We start from the raw sequence: 18,162 nt of genomic DNA on the forward strand, positions 1-18,162 counted from the left end.
CTGGGTCACGCTGCCTTTGACTTGCGAGTACGTTTCGAAGCGACGCCAGCTTCGGGGGCATCCATGAGGCTCTTGAGGGCCGCCTTAATGCTGGGGGACGTCCTGTCGCGGACAAGTTGAGGGGCCGGCGGTTTCGGCTTGTCGTGCGCCTTCCACTGACCCTGTTCATCTTCGAACCAGAAGACGGTCTCGAGCCCATGGGCAATTGCAAGACTACGATCGGCTGCGCACTTCGGGATGACCCGCTCGGGCCAGAGCTGCATGGCAAGGTGCGACCAATCAAACTTTCCGTCACAGAGCCCCCTCCAGGTTGCCATGAGCTCCCTCTGCCATGCACGATTATGCGACACCAGTCGCCAGAACGGCGCAAAGTTCATGAGTATGCCATCGTCAGGATTGACGAACCAAAGAGGCGAAACTCGAGCCAGTTCGTCGGCGAAGGCCTGGAGTTCAGATACGAACGCCTCCTGCGCCTCAATAGACTTCATTTGATTGGAGTCGGGGCGCGCCCCTGCTTCTGCTCGCAAGCTCTCCAGTTGGCGCTTCTCATGAGCAAGCTTTGGCGAAACGAATTCGTTCTGAACCCGAAACAGAGTGTCTTTCGTAAAGCTCTGCGTATAGATCCAGACGGAATAACTCGCTGAAGCCGTTGCAAGCTGCCAATAGATTGGCGCTTTGCGGCGGCTTTTCGAGTATTGCCGCAGGTGCTGGTTGAAGAAATTTCGAGCGAAATGCTGCCTAAGTTCCGTCTTGTCGACTGCCGAATAACCGACCGCCGCGCAGACAGCGACAACGCGCTCACTCAAGTCGTTCTCATGACCCGGGTCATCCACCAAAATATCCACGACGGGAATAGCCGGAGTGTCGTGGTCAGGCAGCATCGCCGGGCTTTTGGCCGGCAATTCAGTGAACGGCGACGGGGGCGGAGGCAAGCGCCGCGCCCCCGTCGCCAGTCTGACGTCGAAACGTCCGAATGCAACCCCAACTGACCAGGAGATAACCGCATCGAAGTCACTTGCGTCCGCTGCTTCGTCGCCGCCGTCCTCGTCGTTGTCGACCTCGATAGCCGCGTCGGCGGCATTGCCTTTCAGGCGCTCGCCCCAAGCCTCGATGCTCAACTGATCGGTTTCCGTCAGTCCGTACAGACGATAGACAACAGCTTCAATATCAAGCTGGATCTCGTCGATCTGGCGCTGGATGAGAGCCGGGTCGAGCGGCTCGACCCGAGACAGCAGTGCACGCGGCAGCTTGAATGCGTGGGACGTTTCGATCGTTTCGTCTAGGCGCCGTCGAAGGCTCCACGAACGTCGCCCGAGGTCTGCCAACGTGGTCAAACCAGCCTGGCCAACTACAGGGATGGGTGCCGCCTGAACGAGGCCAACCTCGAAGGATTGCGCAAGCTCAACGCGAGCCAACTGCAAGCCAAGCAAATAGTTGAACGCCTTCGAATTCAGGATCGCGCAATGCGCAAGAAGCCTTTCTTCGTTGTCATGCTCTTCGAAGATGGCCGGTCCCTTATTTCCGAAAATGCAGCCAATCGGAAGGACCGAAAAGCTAAGACGATTGGTCCGCCGTGGCCAGGTCAAACCTGGCCTAAAGAACCAATCTGCCGACGCAGGCTTCTCAAGGGGGCGATCCTTGGTGCCGATGAAGCCGGTGTACGTTCCGCGGGCGCGGCTCCAGCGCACTACCGTTTGAATGTCATAATAAAAAGGCGCAAACGAGCGTCCCTTTGCCCAGACCACCCAGTTCTCTGAACCTCCCGGACCCGGCTCCCACCAGAGTCTTGCGTATCGGGAGTCGTCGCTCAACTGGTTAGTCGAGAGCGGGCTCAGGTCTGACGAGGAGACCGGCTTCAGGTCGCTGTAACACTCCAGGGCCTTTGGGGTGGTCCAGTATGCGAAAGGGCTACCCGGCAAAGAGGCGAACTTTGTGACATCGATTTGGAACGAATGGGCGCCGCCGTCTTTCACGGCGGATCGGAGGCAGTCAGCTTTATCGACAGCGTCGATGGCCCGGATGAAAAGAGTCACGACTGAACCTCCAAGCAATAGGCTGCGGTCTCGACCATCGCGCTGTCAAGAACACCGGCGCCGAGGTCGGCAAACACAACCGGCGGCGCTTTCTTAAGGAGGACATCTTCGCGCCAGCTTCGAAAGCTGGAAAGAAAGAACCCGGTCCGCGACGTGATAGCCCCTAGCATTCCTCCTTCGTGCAAAATCTCTACACCACGTTCGACGAATGCCGCGTAAACGTCGTTCTTCGTTCGTGGATACAGTTTCTCGAATTCCTGCTTGGCCAGTAGGCTGCCGTCGCCAAAGGGAGGATTCATCAGCACGACATCGAACTTGCGTCCGAACAGCTCCACGAAGGCCAGTCCTTGCTCGGCGTCGTCAGCAAAGAGCCGGCGCCGCGTCCCCTTCCCGTTGACGGCGTCGCTGACAAACGCTTTCAAGGCCGAGAAGATATTCTCCTCCACCTTCTCGAAGAAAGCCGAGTTGCTGATATCCGAGAGGTCGAATTCGCGCTGACTCTTCACCGGAGCGAATCCCGGAAGAAACGCTTCCTTGCGCGATTGCTCCTCGTTGAAGGCGGTTCGCGCACCGTTGATGGATTTTGCCAAGGTGCGCTCGATCGGCAGGAGTGAACCCATTTCGCCAGCTAGGCGCATCTCGGACACGATCTCACTGAATAGGCCGCCGATCATCGCGGGACGCAGGCTCGATGAGAAATCTTCGACCAGTTTCGGGTCGCCCGGCATGGGCTCCGCGATGACAATGTTCGCGCGTCGGATGATCGGGCGTTCACCGCGCGCGACCTTGTTGTCCATGTAGACCCGCTGGGCACGCATCCAAAGGGCGAGCTGCGCGATCTGGGCGCAGCGGGGGTCGATATCGACGCCGTGGAGGTTATGCCGAAGGATGAGCCCGGGCGCCGCCTTCTTGAGGTCGTCGATCGTGGCATAGTCCTGCCGAAGGGTGCTGCCCGTTACGCTGGATGCCGGCGGGGTTTCGTCGTTCCAGGCCTCTTCGTAGATAAGGAGGAGCAGCGCGAAGCAGTAGAGCAGAAAGTGGCCCGAGCCGCAGGCGGGGTCCAGAATCCGAAGATCACGAGGGTCCTTCTTGGCCAGGCCGGACGGCTCCGCGCTGTCGCCCGACGCCTTCACCATGTACTGGCATTTCTCGGCCAGGCCGGTGCTGCCGTCGCGCATCTTGTGCCAGATGTGTCCGAGCGTGTTGTCGGTCAGGAACTGCACGACGTACGAGGGGGTGAAGAACTGATTGCGGATCGCGAGTTCGCGGCTGTTGCGCGGCGCCGCGCTCTCATCGCGCATCTGACGGCGTTCTTCGCCGGAGTTGAAGAACTGGTAGATCCAGCCGATCGTCTCGTCCTCTTCCCAAACGTCCTTGAGCTCGGCGCCGTTCAGGATCTCGAGGATCTCGTCGAAAGTGGCCTTCTTGGGCCAGAGAACGGATGCAGGATCTCGGCGGTCGAACAGGACCTTCACCTCCGTGGAGAGTTCATCGAAAATGCTCTCGATGTAGAACCGATAGCCGGCGCCGTCGGCGGTCTTCAGGGCGGGCGCCAGGCCGCAGAATTCGGTGAATCCAATCGAGTTTTCGCCGCGGCTGATGCATTGGGACACGAGCCCGCGCGGCTCGAGCATCTTGAGGGCGGCGAAACGATTCAAGTTGGTGAACGCGGCGTCCCGAACGTAGTCGCGCACGGCGTCGGCCTGCTTCATGCCGGCGCGACGCTTGTGCTCGATGGCAGCTACGATCCTATCGCGCAGGATGAGCTGGCGACCGGTGAGGTGCTGACCGCCCTCGTCGGCAATGCGGCCGTCCTGGCGCACGTCGAACACGGCATCGAGCTGCTCGGCGAAGTCCTCCTGAAGGAGGCGCCGGATCCTCTGAGTGGCGCGTTCGATCGCGTTTCGGGTGTCCTTGTCCATCAGCCCGCGCTCACTTGACGATCACCTTCTTGCCCTCGCCGATGAGCCGCGAAAACTCATCCCGGATACCCTCGAGCGCCTGCTCCAACTGCTCCTCTGTCTCGATGCCCCCCGAGAAGAACTGGCCGACCGAGACGGTGGCCAGGCGTTCGCCTTCGAGAATCTGATGCATCTTGGCCACGGCGGCCGCCAAGCGGCTTTCGGCCAGCTCCGCTTCCGACCTCAGATGGCGGATCGTCTGGTTGTTCCAGTTCTTGTCCGCGCACTGCTTGAGATGGCGGGAGATCTCGTCCCGCTGCGCCTCGTCGAGGCGCTCCCAGCCCGGCGTCTTCGCCAGCACATCGAGGGCGCCCAGATACGCCTTGACGCGGGCATCCAGGGCCGCGTCGTACCGCCGCTTGTACTCGGCCGCGATGGAGGTGGCCGCCTTCGAGATCGGTCCGATCTCCCGAAAGAACGTCTCCCTGCCCAGCAGGTCGTTCAGGGCCTTGCCTTGCTCCGGATAGACGGCGTCGAGTTCGGGCTCCTCTTCCAGGGCGGGCATGAGCTTCATGGCGGTCCGGGCATCGGCGATCGCCTTCAAGGCCGAGTCATTAAGGGCGGCGGCGAGATCGGAGCCGCGCTTGATCGCATCCTTGAGGCTCTTGTGAGAAGCGTTGAAGGTGAGGATGGCGTTTTCCTCGTTGCCGCGCCGGATGGCCCGCATCTGGTTGACGGCGCTTTCGAGAACGTCCGCGCCCGGAAGCTGAGCGGACCGCATCGTACCGAGAACGCCATCGAGCCCTTCCTCGTGGCGTTCGACCGCGGCCCGGATCTCGGCCGCAATCGGCCCCGGCGCCAGTTCCTTGACCTCGTCGCCGAACGTGTCGCGATAGTTCTCGCCGGCTTCGGCGAGGACGGCGAAGTCGATCCCCTTCTTCGGCCGGAAAGCGGCGGCCCGGAACATGTTGTTGCCGGAGAAGCAGTCCTTGGCCGCGGTGGTCGTCGCCTGGTCGATCGTTTGCCCTTTGGAAATTGCCTCGATCTGGCCCGCCCTCAGCAGCGAGAGCGTCAACAGTCGCACGACGTCGAAATCCCAGCCGAAGGGCGGCTTCAGGAACTCGTCCTCCAGATACTTGCCGGTCACCTGCTCGCCGTAAGCGGCCCGCTGTTCGACCTTCGCAAGGATCTCCGACAGCGGCACCACGTCGGCCCTGAAGACCCGCTTGTTCTGCTCGTCGCGCAGCAGCTCGAGATGCGAGAACACGGCGGGCAGACCCGAGAGGTTCTCCGCGGTGAGGAGGGCATCGATGCCTTTGGTGACGTCGGCCTTCTTGGCCGAGGCTTCGGCGAAGCGATTGTAGACGTCCGGCAGAACCTGCTGCAGGACGCCGGTCACCGCCTTCCCGACCTCGGTGACGGTGCCGGCGGGGCTGCGGTCGTTGCCGCGGAAGAACACCTTGCCGGCCAGGCAGGCCGACTTCAGACGACGGCCCAGCTCCTGCAGGTGATTGCGCTGGCGGACCTTCTCCTCGGCGATCAGCGCGGTCTCGTCGGCGGTCGGAGTGCCCCGCCCCTTGCGCTTGATCATCTCGTCAGAGCGGAATGCCTCGCGCATCTCGCGCCTGATGTCCTGGTCGAGCGCGATGCTCCAGAAGACGTCCTTCTGCTGCATCTGGCTGCGCTTGCGCAGGTTCTCCGCGTCCATCAGCGCCTGCTCGGCGTTGTCGGCGAGTTCCAGGTGGAAGGAGATGTCGCCGGCGACCTCTTCGTTGCCCTCAACCGTCAACCCGGCCTTGAACACCTTGGCGTCGCCCAGCGTGAAGCCGGGTTGCGGGGCCCAAAAGCCGGCGAGCACGGACGCGAAGAGGCGCCTTTCGTCACCCTTCTTCGGCTCGATGGACGCCCGGGAATTATCCCAGTCGTCTTCCGCCGGCGTCGGGATCCGGTAGCCGCCCTCACCCTGACGGACCATGAGCGCGCTTTCGAGCTTCGCCAAGGCCTCACGGACCTCGGTCAGCCTGGAATCGGCGTCCACGCGGTCGACCAGCGCCGCAGCGATGTTCTCCGGCGTCCGGTGGACCGTCCGGACGAACTGCAGGAGGCACACGACCTTCGCCACCGCCTGGGCCAGCGGATGCTGGACCTTCTGCGGGATGGAGATGATCTTGGCCCGAATGTCGGAATTGATGTTGCCTTCGACCAGATCATACACCTGGTCGAGCCGCACCAAGGCGCCGATGGGCGCGTCCGCGATCTTGGTGGCCGGGTTGATCAGGAGCTGCTGGGCGAGCTTGATGATGGTCCGGTTCGCGCCGCCAACGTGCTTGCTGGCGCCGCCTTGCATCCGGAGACCCGAGACAATGTCGATGATCAGGTCGATCTGATAGGGCAGCAACGGATAGAGATCAACGAACCGTTCCCTGGACAGCGACGGCAACGAGACGTCGGCGGTGATCTTGGAGTTGAGATCGAGGCGAGCCCGATTGTCGTCGTAGAGCTTGCCGAGCGCGGTCTCCGCGGCGGCGTTCTTCGCCAGCACGCGGCGGCTGGTGACTTCGGAGATATCGGACGGCTCGAGGTGGACCTGGAGCGGGAAACGATCCATGAGCTTCGGCAGCTCGATCCTGCGGTCATCGAGGCCGCTGACCACTTCGCTCAGCCGTTCCTGGGAAGTGACCGCGATCCAATACTTGCCGCGCCCTTTGACGCCGAGCTGCTGCACGATGGCCTGCAAGTCGAGCATCTTCTGGGTGTCCCTGGCGACGAACTGACCGACTTCGTCGACGACGAAGATCAGCGAGCGTCCCGGCTTGCGGCGCTTCATCAGCTCTACGATCCGGTCGGCCAGACGGCCCGGCGTGATATCGATCTTCGGACGTCCCTTGGACCACGAATCCGCCATCGGATACGTCGCCGGTTCGAGCTTGTGCAGAACGGCGCTCGCCTGGTTGAGGGCGAAGATCGGCAGGTTCTTCTGTGCATCCCAGGATTTGCCGTGAAGCTCCTGGAACACCTTCTTGAACTCGTCGAGACGTCCCTCGCCCTCGAGTGCGATCTCCAGCTCGGCCGGGTCGATCTCTTTGGCGTAGCCCAGACTCCCCAAGAACAGCCGGTACATGATCTCGGTCAGCATCTGATTGCCGGTCCGGATGCCCCTGTCGGTCGAGACATCGAAGATGACCGTGTGCGTTGGGATCTTCTCGTTGATGGTCTTGAGGACGACCGAAAGCTTCGGGTCGTTGGCGCGGGTGGAGAACCGCTCGGCGGCGGGGACGCCGAGAACGTCGCGATCCTCGATCGCGAGTCCCAGCACCTTGGCGAAGCTCGACTTGCCCGAACCGAAGAAGCCGGAGATCCAGATCGCGACGCCCTCGTGGGGCTTCTGGGGTGTCTCCTGGTAGCGCTCCAGAACGTGAACGTAGTGCTTCTTGATCGCGTCCGTGACCACGTACTCGTCGATTTCGGATGCGATGATCTCCGACGAGGTCTGGTCGACCTTGATGACCTCCTCGATCTGCCGAGTGATGTCGCTTGCGAACAGTGATGCGATCTTGGCCACGTTGTTCATTCCTCAGAAGATCTTCGGTCGATAGTTATGCTCGGCATCGAGCTCGCTCATGAAGCGAAGGCCGGAAGCCCCGTCGAGGTCGCCCGGATAGAACAGGATGGTCGGCACGTGCACGCGTCCCTTCAGCTGCTCCAACAGCGAGAAGGTTCGGTAGACCGGAAAGAGAGCACCGGTGCGGGAAATCAAGACAACATCCTTCTTGGGATCGGGGTCTTCCGGCATGCGAGCGGCGACGAGATCCACCAAGGGCGCATATTCCTCAAGGAGGTTGGAGATCGTCCGAACAGTGTCCTCGACCGTTCCCGCCCGCTCCGCCTCGTACCAATCTTCGAGCGGGAGCTGCGAGGTCATGGCGGCCGAAAGACATTCCGCCAGCGAGATGCGCGTCACGCGCTTGCCCTTCTGGGTCAGGCGGGTGGTCAGCAGAGTCAACTCCCGCCGCAGCGGGTACTCCTGCTCGGGATCGTACCGGAAGAGCGCGTACGGCATGTCGTGGTAGGCGCTGATCTTCGCGCGCGGATCCGCGGCCACCAAATGCGGCTCAAGGTCGTTCCGAAGGCGCTTCTCGAAATCGGTCATGCGGCAGCCCTCTCGGCGCACTCCAGCGCGCTCTTAAACGGAAGCCCCACCTGCGCGATGTTGCCCGCCACCTCGTAGTTCAGCCGCTTGTACTGGTGGAGACGCAAAAGCGCGACATGGACATCCGTCGGAGCCATGTAGGCCAGACGCCAGAGCCGACTCGACAGCATCTTGGTGGTGTTGCCTTCAAGGTCGCTGATCATGTGGACGTAGAACATCGTCACGTCGTCGCTCATCGCGATGGACGCGAACGTTTTCGTCGGCCCGTCGCCGGCCAGCATGCCGAGATCGACCGCCATTCTGAGCAGGTCCCGAGCGCTACGGAGCTGCCCGTACTCGGAAAGCGGCTTGGCCTTGGGGCCGCGAGAGGCAGCGGACTTTTCGATGAAGGGACGCACGTCCTCCGACCGTATCTGATAGCGCCCTTTCCCATGCTCATTGAACAGCCATCCCAGCGCGAAATCGTGGAACGGCTGCTCTGTGACGCCGATCCACAGCCGCAAGCAGTCGCGCCAGTCGACGAGAGACATGCCCCGCTTGGCCAGCACGATCAGAGGACGCACATGTTCGACGTCGCGCAGCCGGCGCTTCAAGGTGGCGCGGACCTCCCGCTCCCAGCCGGCGGTCTTGTGCCTGCCGGAAAGAGCCGACTTCAGGTTGTCGGCAGCCGACAAGCCGTCATCCCACGCAGCAAAGAGCTCGTAGGTCTCTTGGGCCAGCACCCCCTTCCGCAGGAGACGCTGCGACCATTCGGGGCGGATCTTCATGCGTCGGCCTTCCGCGCATAAGGGACGACCAGGCCGCCGGGCACGCTGGCGGAGAACGAGAGCGCCAGCAAGGCAACGGCGCTCCGCCGCCCGTTGAACTTCTCGGGGATCTGGATCGACCGTCCGTCGGACGACTTCTTGCTCTTGCCGTGTGCCTCGATCTCCGCATCCGTGACCAGATCGAAATCCTTGAGGACGGACGGAACGTCGTTGAACTTCAGGCCGGCGACGCGCTCGAAGAACGGCTGCCACGTCCCGGCCGCGTCGAGCCAGCTTTCCCAGATCGAATCCAGACGGTCTTCGAGATCGTCGGTGAGGCGCCAGAGGGTAACCGACCCAGGCGGATCGAATATCTCCGCGCAACGGGCGGCGGCGACCATCTGCACTGACTTCGCCTGAGCAAAATAGTGCGTCCTCGGAAATCCTCGGCGCAGCACGATCGCGCCCGGGCGCCCGAGTTGCCCTTGCGAGTTCCACCAGCGGGCGCAATCCATTTCGCCCAGACGTGCCACGACCGTCCTCAGCCTCATCAGCCAAGCGAGATCGATATCATTGTAAGTGTCGGCGGCCCCCATATCGACCGCTACCGTTTGCCGGCGCGATGCCGCTCGAGCCACTCCTTGGCGGCGGTCTCCAGCACCTGGGACGCGGTCCTGTCCAGTTCGGCGGCCGCGACCTTTATGGCCCGGATTACGTCCGGATCCATCGACGACAGGAACTGCTTCTTTTCGCCGTCCGGGGGCTTTCTTCCCCGTTTTGCGTCCGCCTTCTTTTCCGCCATTACCCTGCCCGCGCGTTGTGCGTCCCACGGAATCGTCCCATGGGTTGCGGGTTGCAGCAAGAGTCCGGGGCCGGCCGCCGGCGTTTTTCCCCTTCAATCGGCGGTTTTTTATCGATCCCAAAACGGAACATCCCTCTGAAATAACGGCAATTTCGCCGAGGCGGAAGCTCAATCCTTATAGACCTATATGAAATAGGTCTATTGATCCTATTGACTCTGGTTAAATGTTCCTGTTTTGTTCGTGTATAACGGTAGGCGTTGAGGTCGGTCATGTCGGGCGTCGTTGGAAACTGGAGGGTCGAGCTCATCGAGGCTCACCGCGACCTCTTCCAGCCGCCGGCCGACTTCCCGGGCGCGGCTCAGGGCTCCCCCGAGTGCGGTGCCGGCTGGCGCGATCTCATCGACCGCTGCTGCGTCCGGATCCGGGAGGTGCTGGAAACCGAGGGCGGCACCTTCCAGTTCACGCAGATCAAAGAGAAGTACGCCAGCATCAGGATGTACTGGACCGGCCGTCTCTCTCCCGAAGCGAGCGCCCGCGTCGAGAAGGCGATCGACTTGGCCGAGGCCCGCAGCGCCTGCACCTGCGATGTCTGCGGCGAGGAGGGTCGCCTTCGCGGCGACGCCTGGCTGGCGACGCGCTGCGAGGCGCACGCGGAGGGCCTTCCGCCGGTCGAGCGGCGGCCCGGATTCGAGAACGTGTACATGGTCCGTCACTTCGCCGATGGCAGGCACTTCATCACATGCCGCCGATACGACCGCCAGAACGACGTTTTTGTCGACGTCGACCCGACTTCTCTGGGCATCGAGGAGTAGCGAGATGGCGAACGTTCACGATTGGCGAGTCGAACTCATCGAGGCGCATTCCGCGCTCTTCCAGCCGCCGAAGGGACATCCGGAGCGCGCCAGCGGCTATCCGTGGTGCGAGCAGGGGTGGCAGGGCCTCCTCGAACGCATGTGCAGCCGGATCGAGGCAGCTCTTCGACATGGCGAGCGCATTCACTTCTCACAGGTGAAGGAGAAGTTCGGCGAACTGCGTGTCTACTGGCGCGGCGAGGTATCGCCCGAGACCGCAGACAGGATCATGCACGCCATTTCGCTGGCCCGGGCGCGGTCGGCCTGCACCTGCGAGGAATGCGGCGACGAAGGGCGGCTCTACAACAAGAGCGGCTTCTACATGACTCGCTGCTCTCAGCACGCCCAGGGCGTGGAGGTACCGGCCGAACCCGGCCGGGAAAACGTGCACTTGGTGAGACGCAACTGGGGTACGTCCAACGTCTACTACGCGCACTACGACCGCGAGCGCGACACGCTGACCGAGTTGCCGCCGCCCTCGCCGAAGCAGGAGGGCTGACATGCGTCTATGGCCCATGTCCGATCTCCATCTTGAATTGACCCGCGGCTGGGACCTGCCGTCGGGAGACGCGCGTCCTGATTTCGACGTGATGATCGTCGCCGGCGACCTGGCCCCTCGCATGGAGAGAGGCGTCGCCTGGCTGCGAGAGCGCGTGCAGGACCGGCCCGTGCTTTACATTCCGGGCAACCACGAATTCTACGGCTGCGACATCGACAGGACAGTCGAGAAGGCGCGCGCCACAGCGGCAGGGACGAACATTCACGTGCTGCAGAACGATGTCTTCATCATCGACGACATCACCTTCCTCGGCGCCACCATGTGGACCGACTTCGACCTGTTCGACGACCCAGCCTATGCGATGATGGTCGCCGGCGGCGTCATGAACGACTACCGGAAGATCAGGCACGGCAACTACGAATTCCGCCTGCGCCCGGAGCACACGCTGTCGCGCCACCTGCAATCGCGCGACTTCATCGCGCGCGAGCTACGCAAGGGCGGCCGACACGTCGTCATTAGCCACCACGGTCCGGTGCCCCAAGCAATGAAGCGCGGCTTCGAGCGTGACATCTCGTCGGCCGCCTATTGCAGCGACCTCCGCGACCTCATCCGCGAGGGCGCGCCGGAACTCTGGATCTACGGTCACACGCACGAGTCTCGCGACCTGGAGATCCGCAGCACGCGCCTGGTCAGCAACGCGAAGGGCTACGGCCCGTGGCCCGGCGCGCAGAGCAGCTGGGACAATCCCGACTTCGACGACAAGCTCATCATCGAGATCTGAAAGGAACGGCCAGCCATGGATACCGACAGCCAAAAGCACACCGAGAGCCTGCCCATTCCTTTCATGTCCTCGGATGCTTTCTCATGTTCCGTCCCCGCGCCCGCAGCGGCCATCCCCACCTCTTCTCGTCCGCAAAAACTGCGGCCCCGGTCCCCGCTCGCCACCCTGCGCTCCGAGAGGCGCTCGTGCACGCGTCGCTCGATCCGGCGGTCCGCGAAATCTCATACGTTGCGACGGCGCATGCTGGGTCCCCGCAAGTAAGCGTCGAGATCGACGCGGTCATCCTGACGCGGGAGGACGGGCGCCTCCACCTCGACGTCGTACCTGCGCGCCGCGTCCGCGATCTCGATACCGAAGGCCTCGTCCAGATCGCTCTGCGCGAACTCGGCCTACAGCAACTCGTCGTCACTGCGGAGGACCTGCGGGCCGAGCCCCGCAGATCGAATGCGCGCCTGGTGTGGTCCTACAAGGACCGACCGGTGCCCGTCCCGCTGCGCCTTAGCATCCTGACGGTCCTTGCCGACGACGGACCGATGCAGCTGGGCGCCCTGCTCGAGACAATCCGTGTCGGCCAAGACCCCTCGCCTGCGGTCATGGCGCTCGCGTGCGCCGACCTCCTCGAAATCGATCTGATGTCAGGACCGCTCGGTCCATCCACCATGGTGAGAACCCGCACATGAAAAAGCCGACACGCCGCCGCCCCTCCGGCAACGTCATCCCCATGACCCCGAATAAGGGACACGACGAGCATCAGGAGAAGCCTCCCGGCACGGTCCTCGTCGACCGCGTCTACGACCGCGGTCTCGGCCGGTTCGAGGATGAGCCCGACGAGATGGAGGACAACTTCTACCTGGACCAGGAGGAGGACGCGGCGGCGGCGGCGGACGGCGACCGCCCGGACGCGGTGACGGCAATCGTCGCAGCCACGTTCGAGGCGGCTACGACGCCGGAGCAGCGGCGCAGGCTCCGTCATAACCAGTCGATGTGCGCCATCATCCATGTGCCGAGTCCGGCGTGGGTTCTGCCCGTGTCGGTCTACTTCCGATCCGAGTTCGGCGAGCGCTGGCAGCAGCACACCCGACACGTTGCCCTTCCGAACGAAAAGAACTTCTCGACCAGCTCGGCTGCGGTCTCCCTCGCCTTGTCGGCGGGCCAGTCCGTGGCAGGCATCGCGGCCGACGTCGGCTTGCTCCCCCGATCGCTGATTGGCGCTGCCGACGTGACGATCCGGCTCCCGTCCCCGAACGCGGCCATACTGAGGATCGCGATCGGCCGGTTCGCGAAGCGGGCCCCCGCCGAGATCGGCGACACCGTCACGGCGGGGCTCGACCTCCCCGACCTCGTTGCTGCGTTCCGGCCAGGCGCCGGCCCCGCCCGGATCGTGCAGCGGCTCGCCGCGGCGGCCGCCGCGCTGCAGGTCTATGCCGAACTCAGGGAGGCACCGCCATGCTCGTCGTGACCATCGAGGTTCATCCCGCCGGCATCCGGGCCCTGCGCCGAACGGTCGGGGCACTGCGCATCGGCAACGTCAGCGACCTGGCCAGCATTTCGGACTACCGGGTCTTCGCCATGCAGTCGGCCAACCCCCTGACCGGTGAGGCAGCCGGCGCGGCCGAATTCATGGTCCTCGGCCACGACCGCCGGCAGCAGGTCTGGCCACTGCTGCGGCGCGCCTGCGAGGAGGCCATGAAGGCCGACTGGGTCGAGTTCTAGGAGGTCCGGAGAGAGCGAAATGTACCGTACGCCGTTCGACCTTCGTCCAACCGAGAGGGCTACCCCGGCGCCAATTCCGAGCGTGCGGGGGGCGATCTCGGCCGCAACGGGGCCCGGATCCGGACCTTCAAGCTGGTTTTCCACCGGTTATCCACAGTATTCGCCGGCCTCCTCGGGACGGTCCTCGGCTCGTTTCGAGGGGCCGGAAAACCGGGCACGCGGACCCCAGCGGCGGGGCGTCCGGCGGCGGCACGGACCGACCGGACTCTTGGACAGGATTTCAAGGACTCGAAATTCCAGATTTTCGATCCGCGGCCGCGGAGCGAAAAATTCCGCGAACCGTCGAATCCTTGAAATCCTGCGCGCCGATTCCCGGCTCCGGCGGGCGCGGACGGGCCGGCAGAAGGGGGCCGACCCGCCCTGAACCGGGGCCCGCCCGCCCTGAACCGGGTCCGGAGCTGGCCGAAACGGGCGGTTCGCAGCCCTTAAGCGACCGAAACCTACTCGACTCCAGAAACAGCGATCGTCATGGTCGCGCCCGTAACCGAAACCCAAGGCCCGACGAAAGGAGAACGGACGACCCCTAGGGGCCAAAAACGAAAAGCGACCCTGCGCCAACAGGGCCGCCCTTCGTTCGGGGGTAGCCAGCCTACGAGAGAACCGGACAACCGCCTTCACAGACACCCGCACCAGAGCAGCTCGGCGCGGGGAAGGCAAGGCCGCGCGCCGTCCGGATTCTCCCAGATCCCCGCAATTCACCCCCGACGCCGGAAAAAGACCTTTCCGGCGGACGGCGGAGTATTGCCCGGGCCGGCTAGTCCGAAGCCGCCATGTCGAAGCAGCGCCCCCATCTCGAGTCCGCAAGGATCGTGCGCGCCGAAGGCGGTGGGCCGATCAGGACTGTCATCCAGGCCGTCCTGAAGAGGCCGACCGGCGAGTTCCCGTCGCTGAAGGCGGGACGGCCGCTGCCGTGGGAGAGCATCGCCGAGCGGCACTTCATCTGGGTGTGCGAAGCGGACTGGGACGTGCGCGCGTTCATGATGCAGCCGATGCGGATGGAATTCCGCATGAGCGACGGCCGCACGCTCGTCTATTTCCCCGACTGCGAGCGCCTCCTCGCCAGCACCGCGATCGAGATCATCGAAATCAAGCGTTCGGACGACGAGCACCGGCGCGACCCCGAATACAGCTTCAAGCTCTGGCTGGCCAAGCGCGTGTGCAAGCTCCGCGGCTGGAATTTCCGGATCCTCTCGGCCGAGACCTATCTGGCCGAGGGCCACCGCCTGGCCAACGCCCGGTTGATCCGGATGGACCGCTTCGCCGCGATCTCGTCTCAGGACTACCTCCGTCTTGGCGAAGCCTTCCGCCTCGCCGACGGCACGATGCCGTGGGGCGCGGTCGTCACCACGCTCAGCCGCACCGACGACGAGTGGAGCCCGCAGGGCCTGGCGCGCCTGCGCGCACTGATCGTCCGCCGCCACGTGCGCGTCGACATCACCCGCCGGATCACCCAGCAGACGCCGGTCGTCCTGACCGAAAGCGCCGCGATCAAGCTCGGCAAGTAGGGAGCGCTGCATGTCTTCGCTCGACATCAGGAAAGGCGAGCTGTTCCACCACGCCGAGAAGGGACTGATCCGCTTCGACCGCTGGCGGGCCTACAACGTCATGTGCTTCGAGGAGGAGACGGACGGCACCCCGGTCAAGATTCCAGAGCACAAGTTCCTCGAACTGCATACGCTGCGGAAGATCCGGAAGATCGAGCAGGACCGCGACGGCCATCCGATCGAACTCCGCGAATTCGGTCCGGACGAATTGTGGACGGACTCTTCGGACGCGGACCAGGCGAAGCTCACGCCGGAGGGGCGCGCAGCGCTCGCCCGTCAGTTCTACACAATCAAGGCCGACGAAGAAGGCACCGGCCTCGGTGGCAAGGCCCTGCAGACGCTTATTAGCCGGTGGCGTCCCGTCGTCCGGCAGCTCCGATACGAAACCGACGAATTGCGTGAGGGCAAGAATCCGGAGCCCTATCGAGTCGAGGTCGCGCGGCTCCGCCACTGCATCAAGTTCTGCGGCCGGCCGGGCGCGCGGCCGCTCGAAGCGTTCCGGGACAACCGCGGCAAGAATTCGAAGCGCCGTCTTGCCGACGAGGTCGAGAACGAAATCCCGAAGGTCATCGATTATTTCTACGGCGCTTGCAACCGGGACTACAACGACGCGCACGGCGAGCTGCGCGAGGCGATCAAGGAGCTGAACAAGAAGCGTTCCGCAGACGATCAGCTCAAGTTGCCGCGACTGGAGGTGCTCCGCCGCCGCATCGACGAGGCTCTGACCTTCGATAACTGGGCCCGCAAGACTTCGCGCAGCGAAGCCTGGCGCAAGCTTCACGGCCACCGCGAGCACATCACTGCGGAGCTGCCGCTCGAGCTCGCCATCATCGATACTACGCCGCTCGACGTCCATGTGCTCGACAGCAAACTGCTGCTGCCGCTCGGGCGGCCCTATCTGACCGTCTGCCTCGACGTCTACAGCCGGATGGTCCTGGGATTCTTCGTCACGTTCGAGCCCCCGTCGCTCTACTCCGTGCTGGCGACGCTCAAGCGCGTCAACCGCCACAAGGGGTACATGCAGAAGCTGTACCCGCAGATCAAGCGGCCGTGGGACGGCTGGGGTCGGCCCACCGAGATACTCCTGGACCGCGACTGGGCGCACCAGTCGCCCTCGTTCCAGCACTCGATGGCGAACCTGGGCACCGAAGTCCACTACGCCCCGGCGGATACGCCGCAGTACAAGGCAGTCTGCGAGCGCTGGTTCGACAGCCTCAACAAAGGCCTGATCCACAAGCTCGCCGGCGCGGTCCGCTACAACGTCTACGTCATGCGTCAGGTTGGCCTCAATCCTTCAAAGGATGCGCTGATCACGCTCGAAGACCTCAACGAGCTCCTCCACGAATTCATCGACGTCTACAACTACCGTCCCCACGACGGAATCGACGCGATCCCCGCCCGGAAGTGGCAGGAAGGTCTCGTCATCCAGCGCCGCAGCTTCATCAGCGACGTCGCGGCCCTCGACCACGTCCTCGGCCAGGTTCACACCGCCACGATCAGCGGCAACGGCATCAAGTTCAAGAACATGCGCTGGCACGACGAGGCCACGACCAGCATGCTCCTGGACGATCTCGTCCGCTTCGAGAAGAAGCGCTCTCAGGACCTGCGCACATTCGGCCAGTCGCGCGCACGCGTCGTCGTCAAGTTCAATCCAGCGGATGCCTCCTCCATCAGCGTCTGGAATCGCGGGGGCGAGCCCAAGGGTTACTGGGTGACGATGCCCAACGTGAATGCCGAAGCCCTGAAGGGCATGTCGTTCTGGCATCTCGACCGGATCCGGGAATTCTCGAAGGAAAAAGATCTCGAGTTCAGCCCAGAAGAGGATCGCTGGGAGGCCCAGAACAGGCTCCGCAAGCACTGGGAGACGCTCGCCGGCCAGATGCCGATGCGCCAGGCCCGCCAGGCGCGCCGCGGACTCGGCTGGTCGCTCGGCCAGTTCGACGACACCACGACCAACGAACTCCCCGACATCACCTTGGACAACATCACCGACGCCGTGGCGGAAGCGTCGACCGCCGGCCTCAACAAGGTCGAGCCGGAAGGCGTGCCCGACCATGTCGCCGCCGAGCTCCTCGACCGGGACAACACTCCGAACAAGGGCCGCACGCCCAGCAAGTCCGCTATCGCGAAAACCAAGCGCACGAAGGCACGCAACAAAGCCGAAGCCGAACAGGCCGACCACGAGGCGTACGTCAAGGAGCGGCGGGGCGATCCAACCGGCGACCCCAAGGCGCGCGGCACTCCCGTGATCGAGGACGACGACTTCGACGACGACGGCTGGAGCGAGACCGACGCTCCGATCACCGCACCCACCGAACCACCGAACGACGAAACCGCAGCCGACGAAGGCTGGTAGCAGCGAAAGGACTGACGAATGCGCAAGTTCATCACCAACATCATCGAGCGGGTGAGCCGCTTCATCGGCCGCCGGCCGCACGTGGCGGCCGACCCGATGCTCTGCACGGTCGACGGCGAATCCGGCATCCGGATTCCGCCGGGCCGGCTCGATACCGCCCTCCTCACCTCAGCCGGCATCCGCATCAATGGCATCCGCTATCACGATGCCGCGCTCGCCGAACTGCCGCTGAAATCCGGCTCTTCGAGGAGGATCCCGATCAAGTGGGATCCGAGCGACGCCTCGTACATCAAGGTCCTGGATCGCGCACTCCCCGGTGAGATCAAGTGGATCACGGTGCAGGCGGTCGACCTCCCGACGAAGATGTCGTTCGCGGAATACGCGCGGCTCCGTGAGTTCGCGAGATCGCAGGGGATCGCCTTCGGCACCGAGACCGAGCGCTCCGAAGCATTGGAGCGACTGAAGAGCCATTGGGAGAGGCTGGCCGGATTGTCCCCGTTGCGCGCCCACCGGATCGCGAGCGAGTGGGACGGCCCGGTCGCGGACGAGATCGATACCCTCCCGGCTACCGAGGACATGCCGCTCGCGCCGGAATCGCGCCCTCGCGCACGCAAGCCCCGCAAGGCCGCGCTCCTCAAGGCCAAGCGCACCAAGAGCCGCAAGGCGGCCGAAGCGAAGACCAAGGTCCCCACCCGCATTTCCCGCGCCAAGCGCAAGTAACAGGA

16 protein-coding genes are annotated in these 18,162 nt (G+C 63.8%); 9 read left to right on the plus strand and 7 right to left on the minus strand.

The window, feature by feature from the left end; all coding sequences use genetic code 11:
- Positions 1-5 precede the first annotated feature (5 nt).
- The 7 genes from XH91_RS28030 to XH91_RS28060 are packed head-to-tail and all read right to left on the minus strand — an operon-like array spanning position 6 to position 9,632.
- A complete protein-coding gene (locus tag XH91_RS28030) occupies positions 6-2,033 on the minus strand; it encodes a type II restriction endonuclease subunit M (protein ID WP_128953591.1) in 2,028 nt (675 codons plus the stop codon).
- Positions 2,030-3,955: an Eco57I restriction-modification methylase domain-containing protein gene (locus XH91_RS28035; protein WP_128953592.1), complete on the minus strand. Its 1,926-nt coding sequence runs from the start codon at positions 3,953-3,955 to the stop codon at positions 2,030-2,032. The genes XH91_RS28030 and XH91_RS28035 overlap by 4 nt, the downstream gene beginning before the upstream one ends.
- Before the next feature lie 10 nt (positions 3,956-3,965).
- A complete protein-coding gene (gene brxC, locus XH91_RS28040) occupies positions 3,966-7,496 on the minus strand; it encodes a BREX system P-loop protein BrxC (RefSeq protein WP_245477239.1) in 3,531 nt (1,176 codons plus the stop codon).
- A 12-nt stretch (positions 7,497-7,508) separates the two neighbouring features.
- On the minus strand, positions 7,509-8,084 hold the full coding sequence (locus tag XH91_RS28045; protein WP_128953594.1) for a BREX protein BrxB domain-containing protein: 576 nt from the start codon (positions 8,082-8,084) through the stop codon (positions 7,509-7,511).
- Entirely contained in the window at positions 8,081-8,851 is a 771-nt protein-coding gene (locus XH91_RS28050; RefSeq protein WP_128953595.1) for a BrxA family protein, read from the minus strand. Before XH91_RS28050 ends, XH91_RS28045 begins: the two co-directional genes overlap by 4 nt.
- Positions 8,848-9,426: a BrxE family protein gene (locus XH91_RS28055; RefSeq protein WP_128953596.1), complete on the minus strand. Its 579-nt coding sequence runs from the start codon at positions 9,424-9,426 to the stop codon at positions 8,848-8,850. Before XH91_RS28055 ends, XH91_RS28050 begins: the two co-directional genes overlap by 4 nt.
- Positions 9,427-9,434: 8 nt before the next feature.
- On the minus strand, positions 9,435-9,632 hold the full coding sequence (locus XH91_RS28060; protein ID WP_128953597.1) for a hypothetical protein: 198 nt from the start codon (positions 9,630-9,632) through the stop codon (positions 9,435-9,437).
- A gap of 270 nt (positions 9,633-9,902) precedes the next feature.
- On the opposite strand from XH91_RS28060, the gene XH91_RS28065 reads away from it, so the two are divergent.
- From XH91_RS28065 to XH91_RS28105, 9 genes are all read left to right on the plus strand, one after another.
- On the plus strand, positions 9,903-10,445 hold the full coding sequence (locus XH91_RS28065; RefSeq protein ID WP_128953598.1) for a hypothetical protein: 543 nt from the start codon (positions 9,903-9,905) through the stop codon (positions 10,443-10,445).
- Between the two features lie 4 nt (positions 10,446-10,449).
- On the plus strand, positions 10,450-10,983 hold the full coding sequence (locus XH91_RS28070; protein ID WP_128953599.1) for a hypothetical protein: 534 nt from the start codon (positions 10,450-10,452) through the stop codon (positions 10,981-10,983).
- A gap of 1 nt (position 10,984) precedes the next feature.
- Positions 10,985-11,764, plus strand: a complete 780-nt coding sequence (locus XH91_RS28075) for a metallophosphoesterase (RefSeq protein ID WP_128953600.1) — start codon at positions 10,985-10,987, stop codon at positions 11,762-11,764.
- A gap of 185 nt (positions 11,765-11,949) precedes the next feature.
- Positions 11,950-12,444 carry a hypothetical protein gene (locus XH91_RS28080; protein ID WP_245477240.1) on the plus strand — a complete coding sequence of 165 codons (495 nt, stop codon included), beginning with the start codon at positions 11,950-11,952 and terminating at the stop codon, positions 12,442-12,444.
- Positions 12,441-13,223, plus strand: coding sequence for a hypothetical protein (locus tag XH91_RS28085; protein WP_128953602.1), 783 nt, complete (start codon positions 12,441-12,443; stop codon positions 13,221-13,223). The genes XH91_RS28080 and XH91_RS28085 overlap by 4 nt, the downstream gene beginning before the upstream one ends.
- The gene (locus XH91_RS28090) at positions 13,211-13,477 is read left to right on the plus strand and encodes a hypothetical protein (protein WP_128953603.1); all 267 of its coding nucleotides are present in this window, start codon (positions 13,211-13,213) and stop codon (positions 13,475-13,477) included. Before XH91_RS28085 ends, XH91_RS28090 begins: the two co-directional genes overlap by 13 nt.
- 869 nt (positions 13,478-14,346) lie before the next feature.
- A complete protein-coding gene (locus tag XH91_RS28095) occupies positions 14,347-15,042 on the plus strand; it encodes a TnsA endonuclease N-terminal domain-containing protein (protein WP_128953604.1) in 696 nt (231 codons plus the stop codon).
- Positions 15,043-15,052: 10 nt separating this feature from the next.
- Complete coding sequence (locus tag XH91_RS28100) at positions 15,053-17,437, plus strand: integrase catalytic domain-containing protein (RefSeq protein WP_128953605.1); 2,385 nt, start codon at positions 15,053-15,055, stop codon at positions 17,435-17,437.
- An 18-nt stretch (positions 17,438-17,455) separates the two neighbouring features.
- Positions 17,456-18,157, plus strand: coding sequence for a Mu transposase C-terminal domain-containing protein (locus XH91_RS28105; protein ID WP_128953606.1), 702 nt, complete (start codon positions 17,456-17,458; stop codon positions 18,155-18,157).
- The last annotated feature ends 5 nt before the right edge of the window (positions 18,158-18,162 follow it).

This window comes from Bradyrhizobium guangzhouense (assembly GCF_004114955.1).
In the GTDB taxonomy this organism is placed as follows: Bacteria; Pseudomonadota; Alphaproteobacteria; order Rhizobiales; family Xanthobacteraceae; genus Bradyrhizobium; species Bradyrhizobium guangzhouense.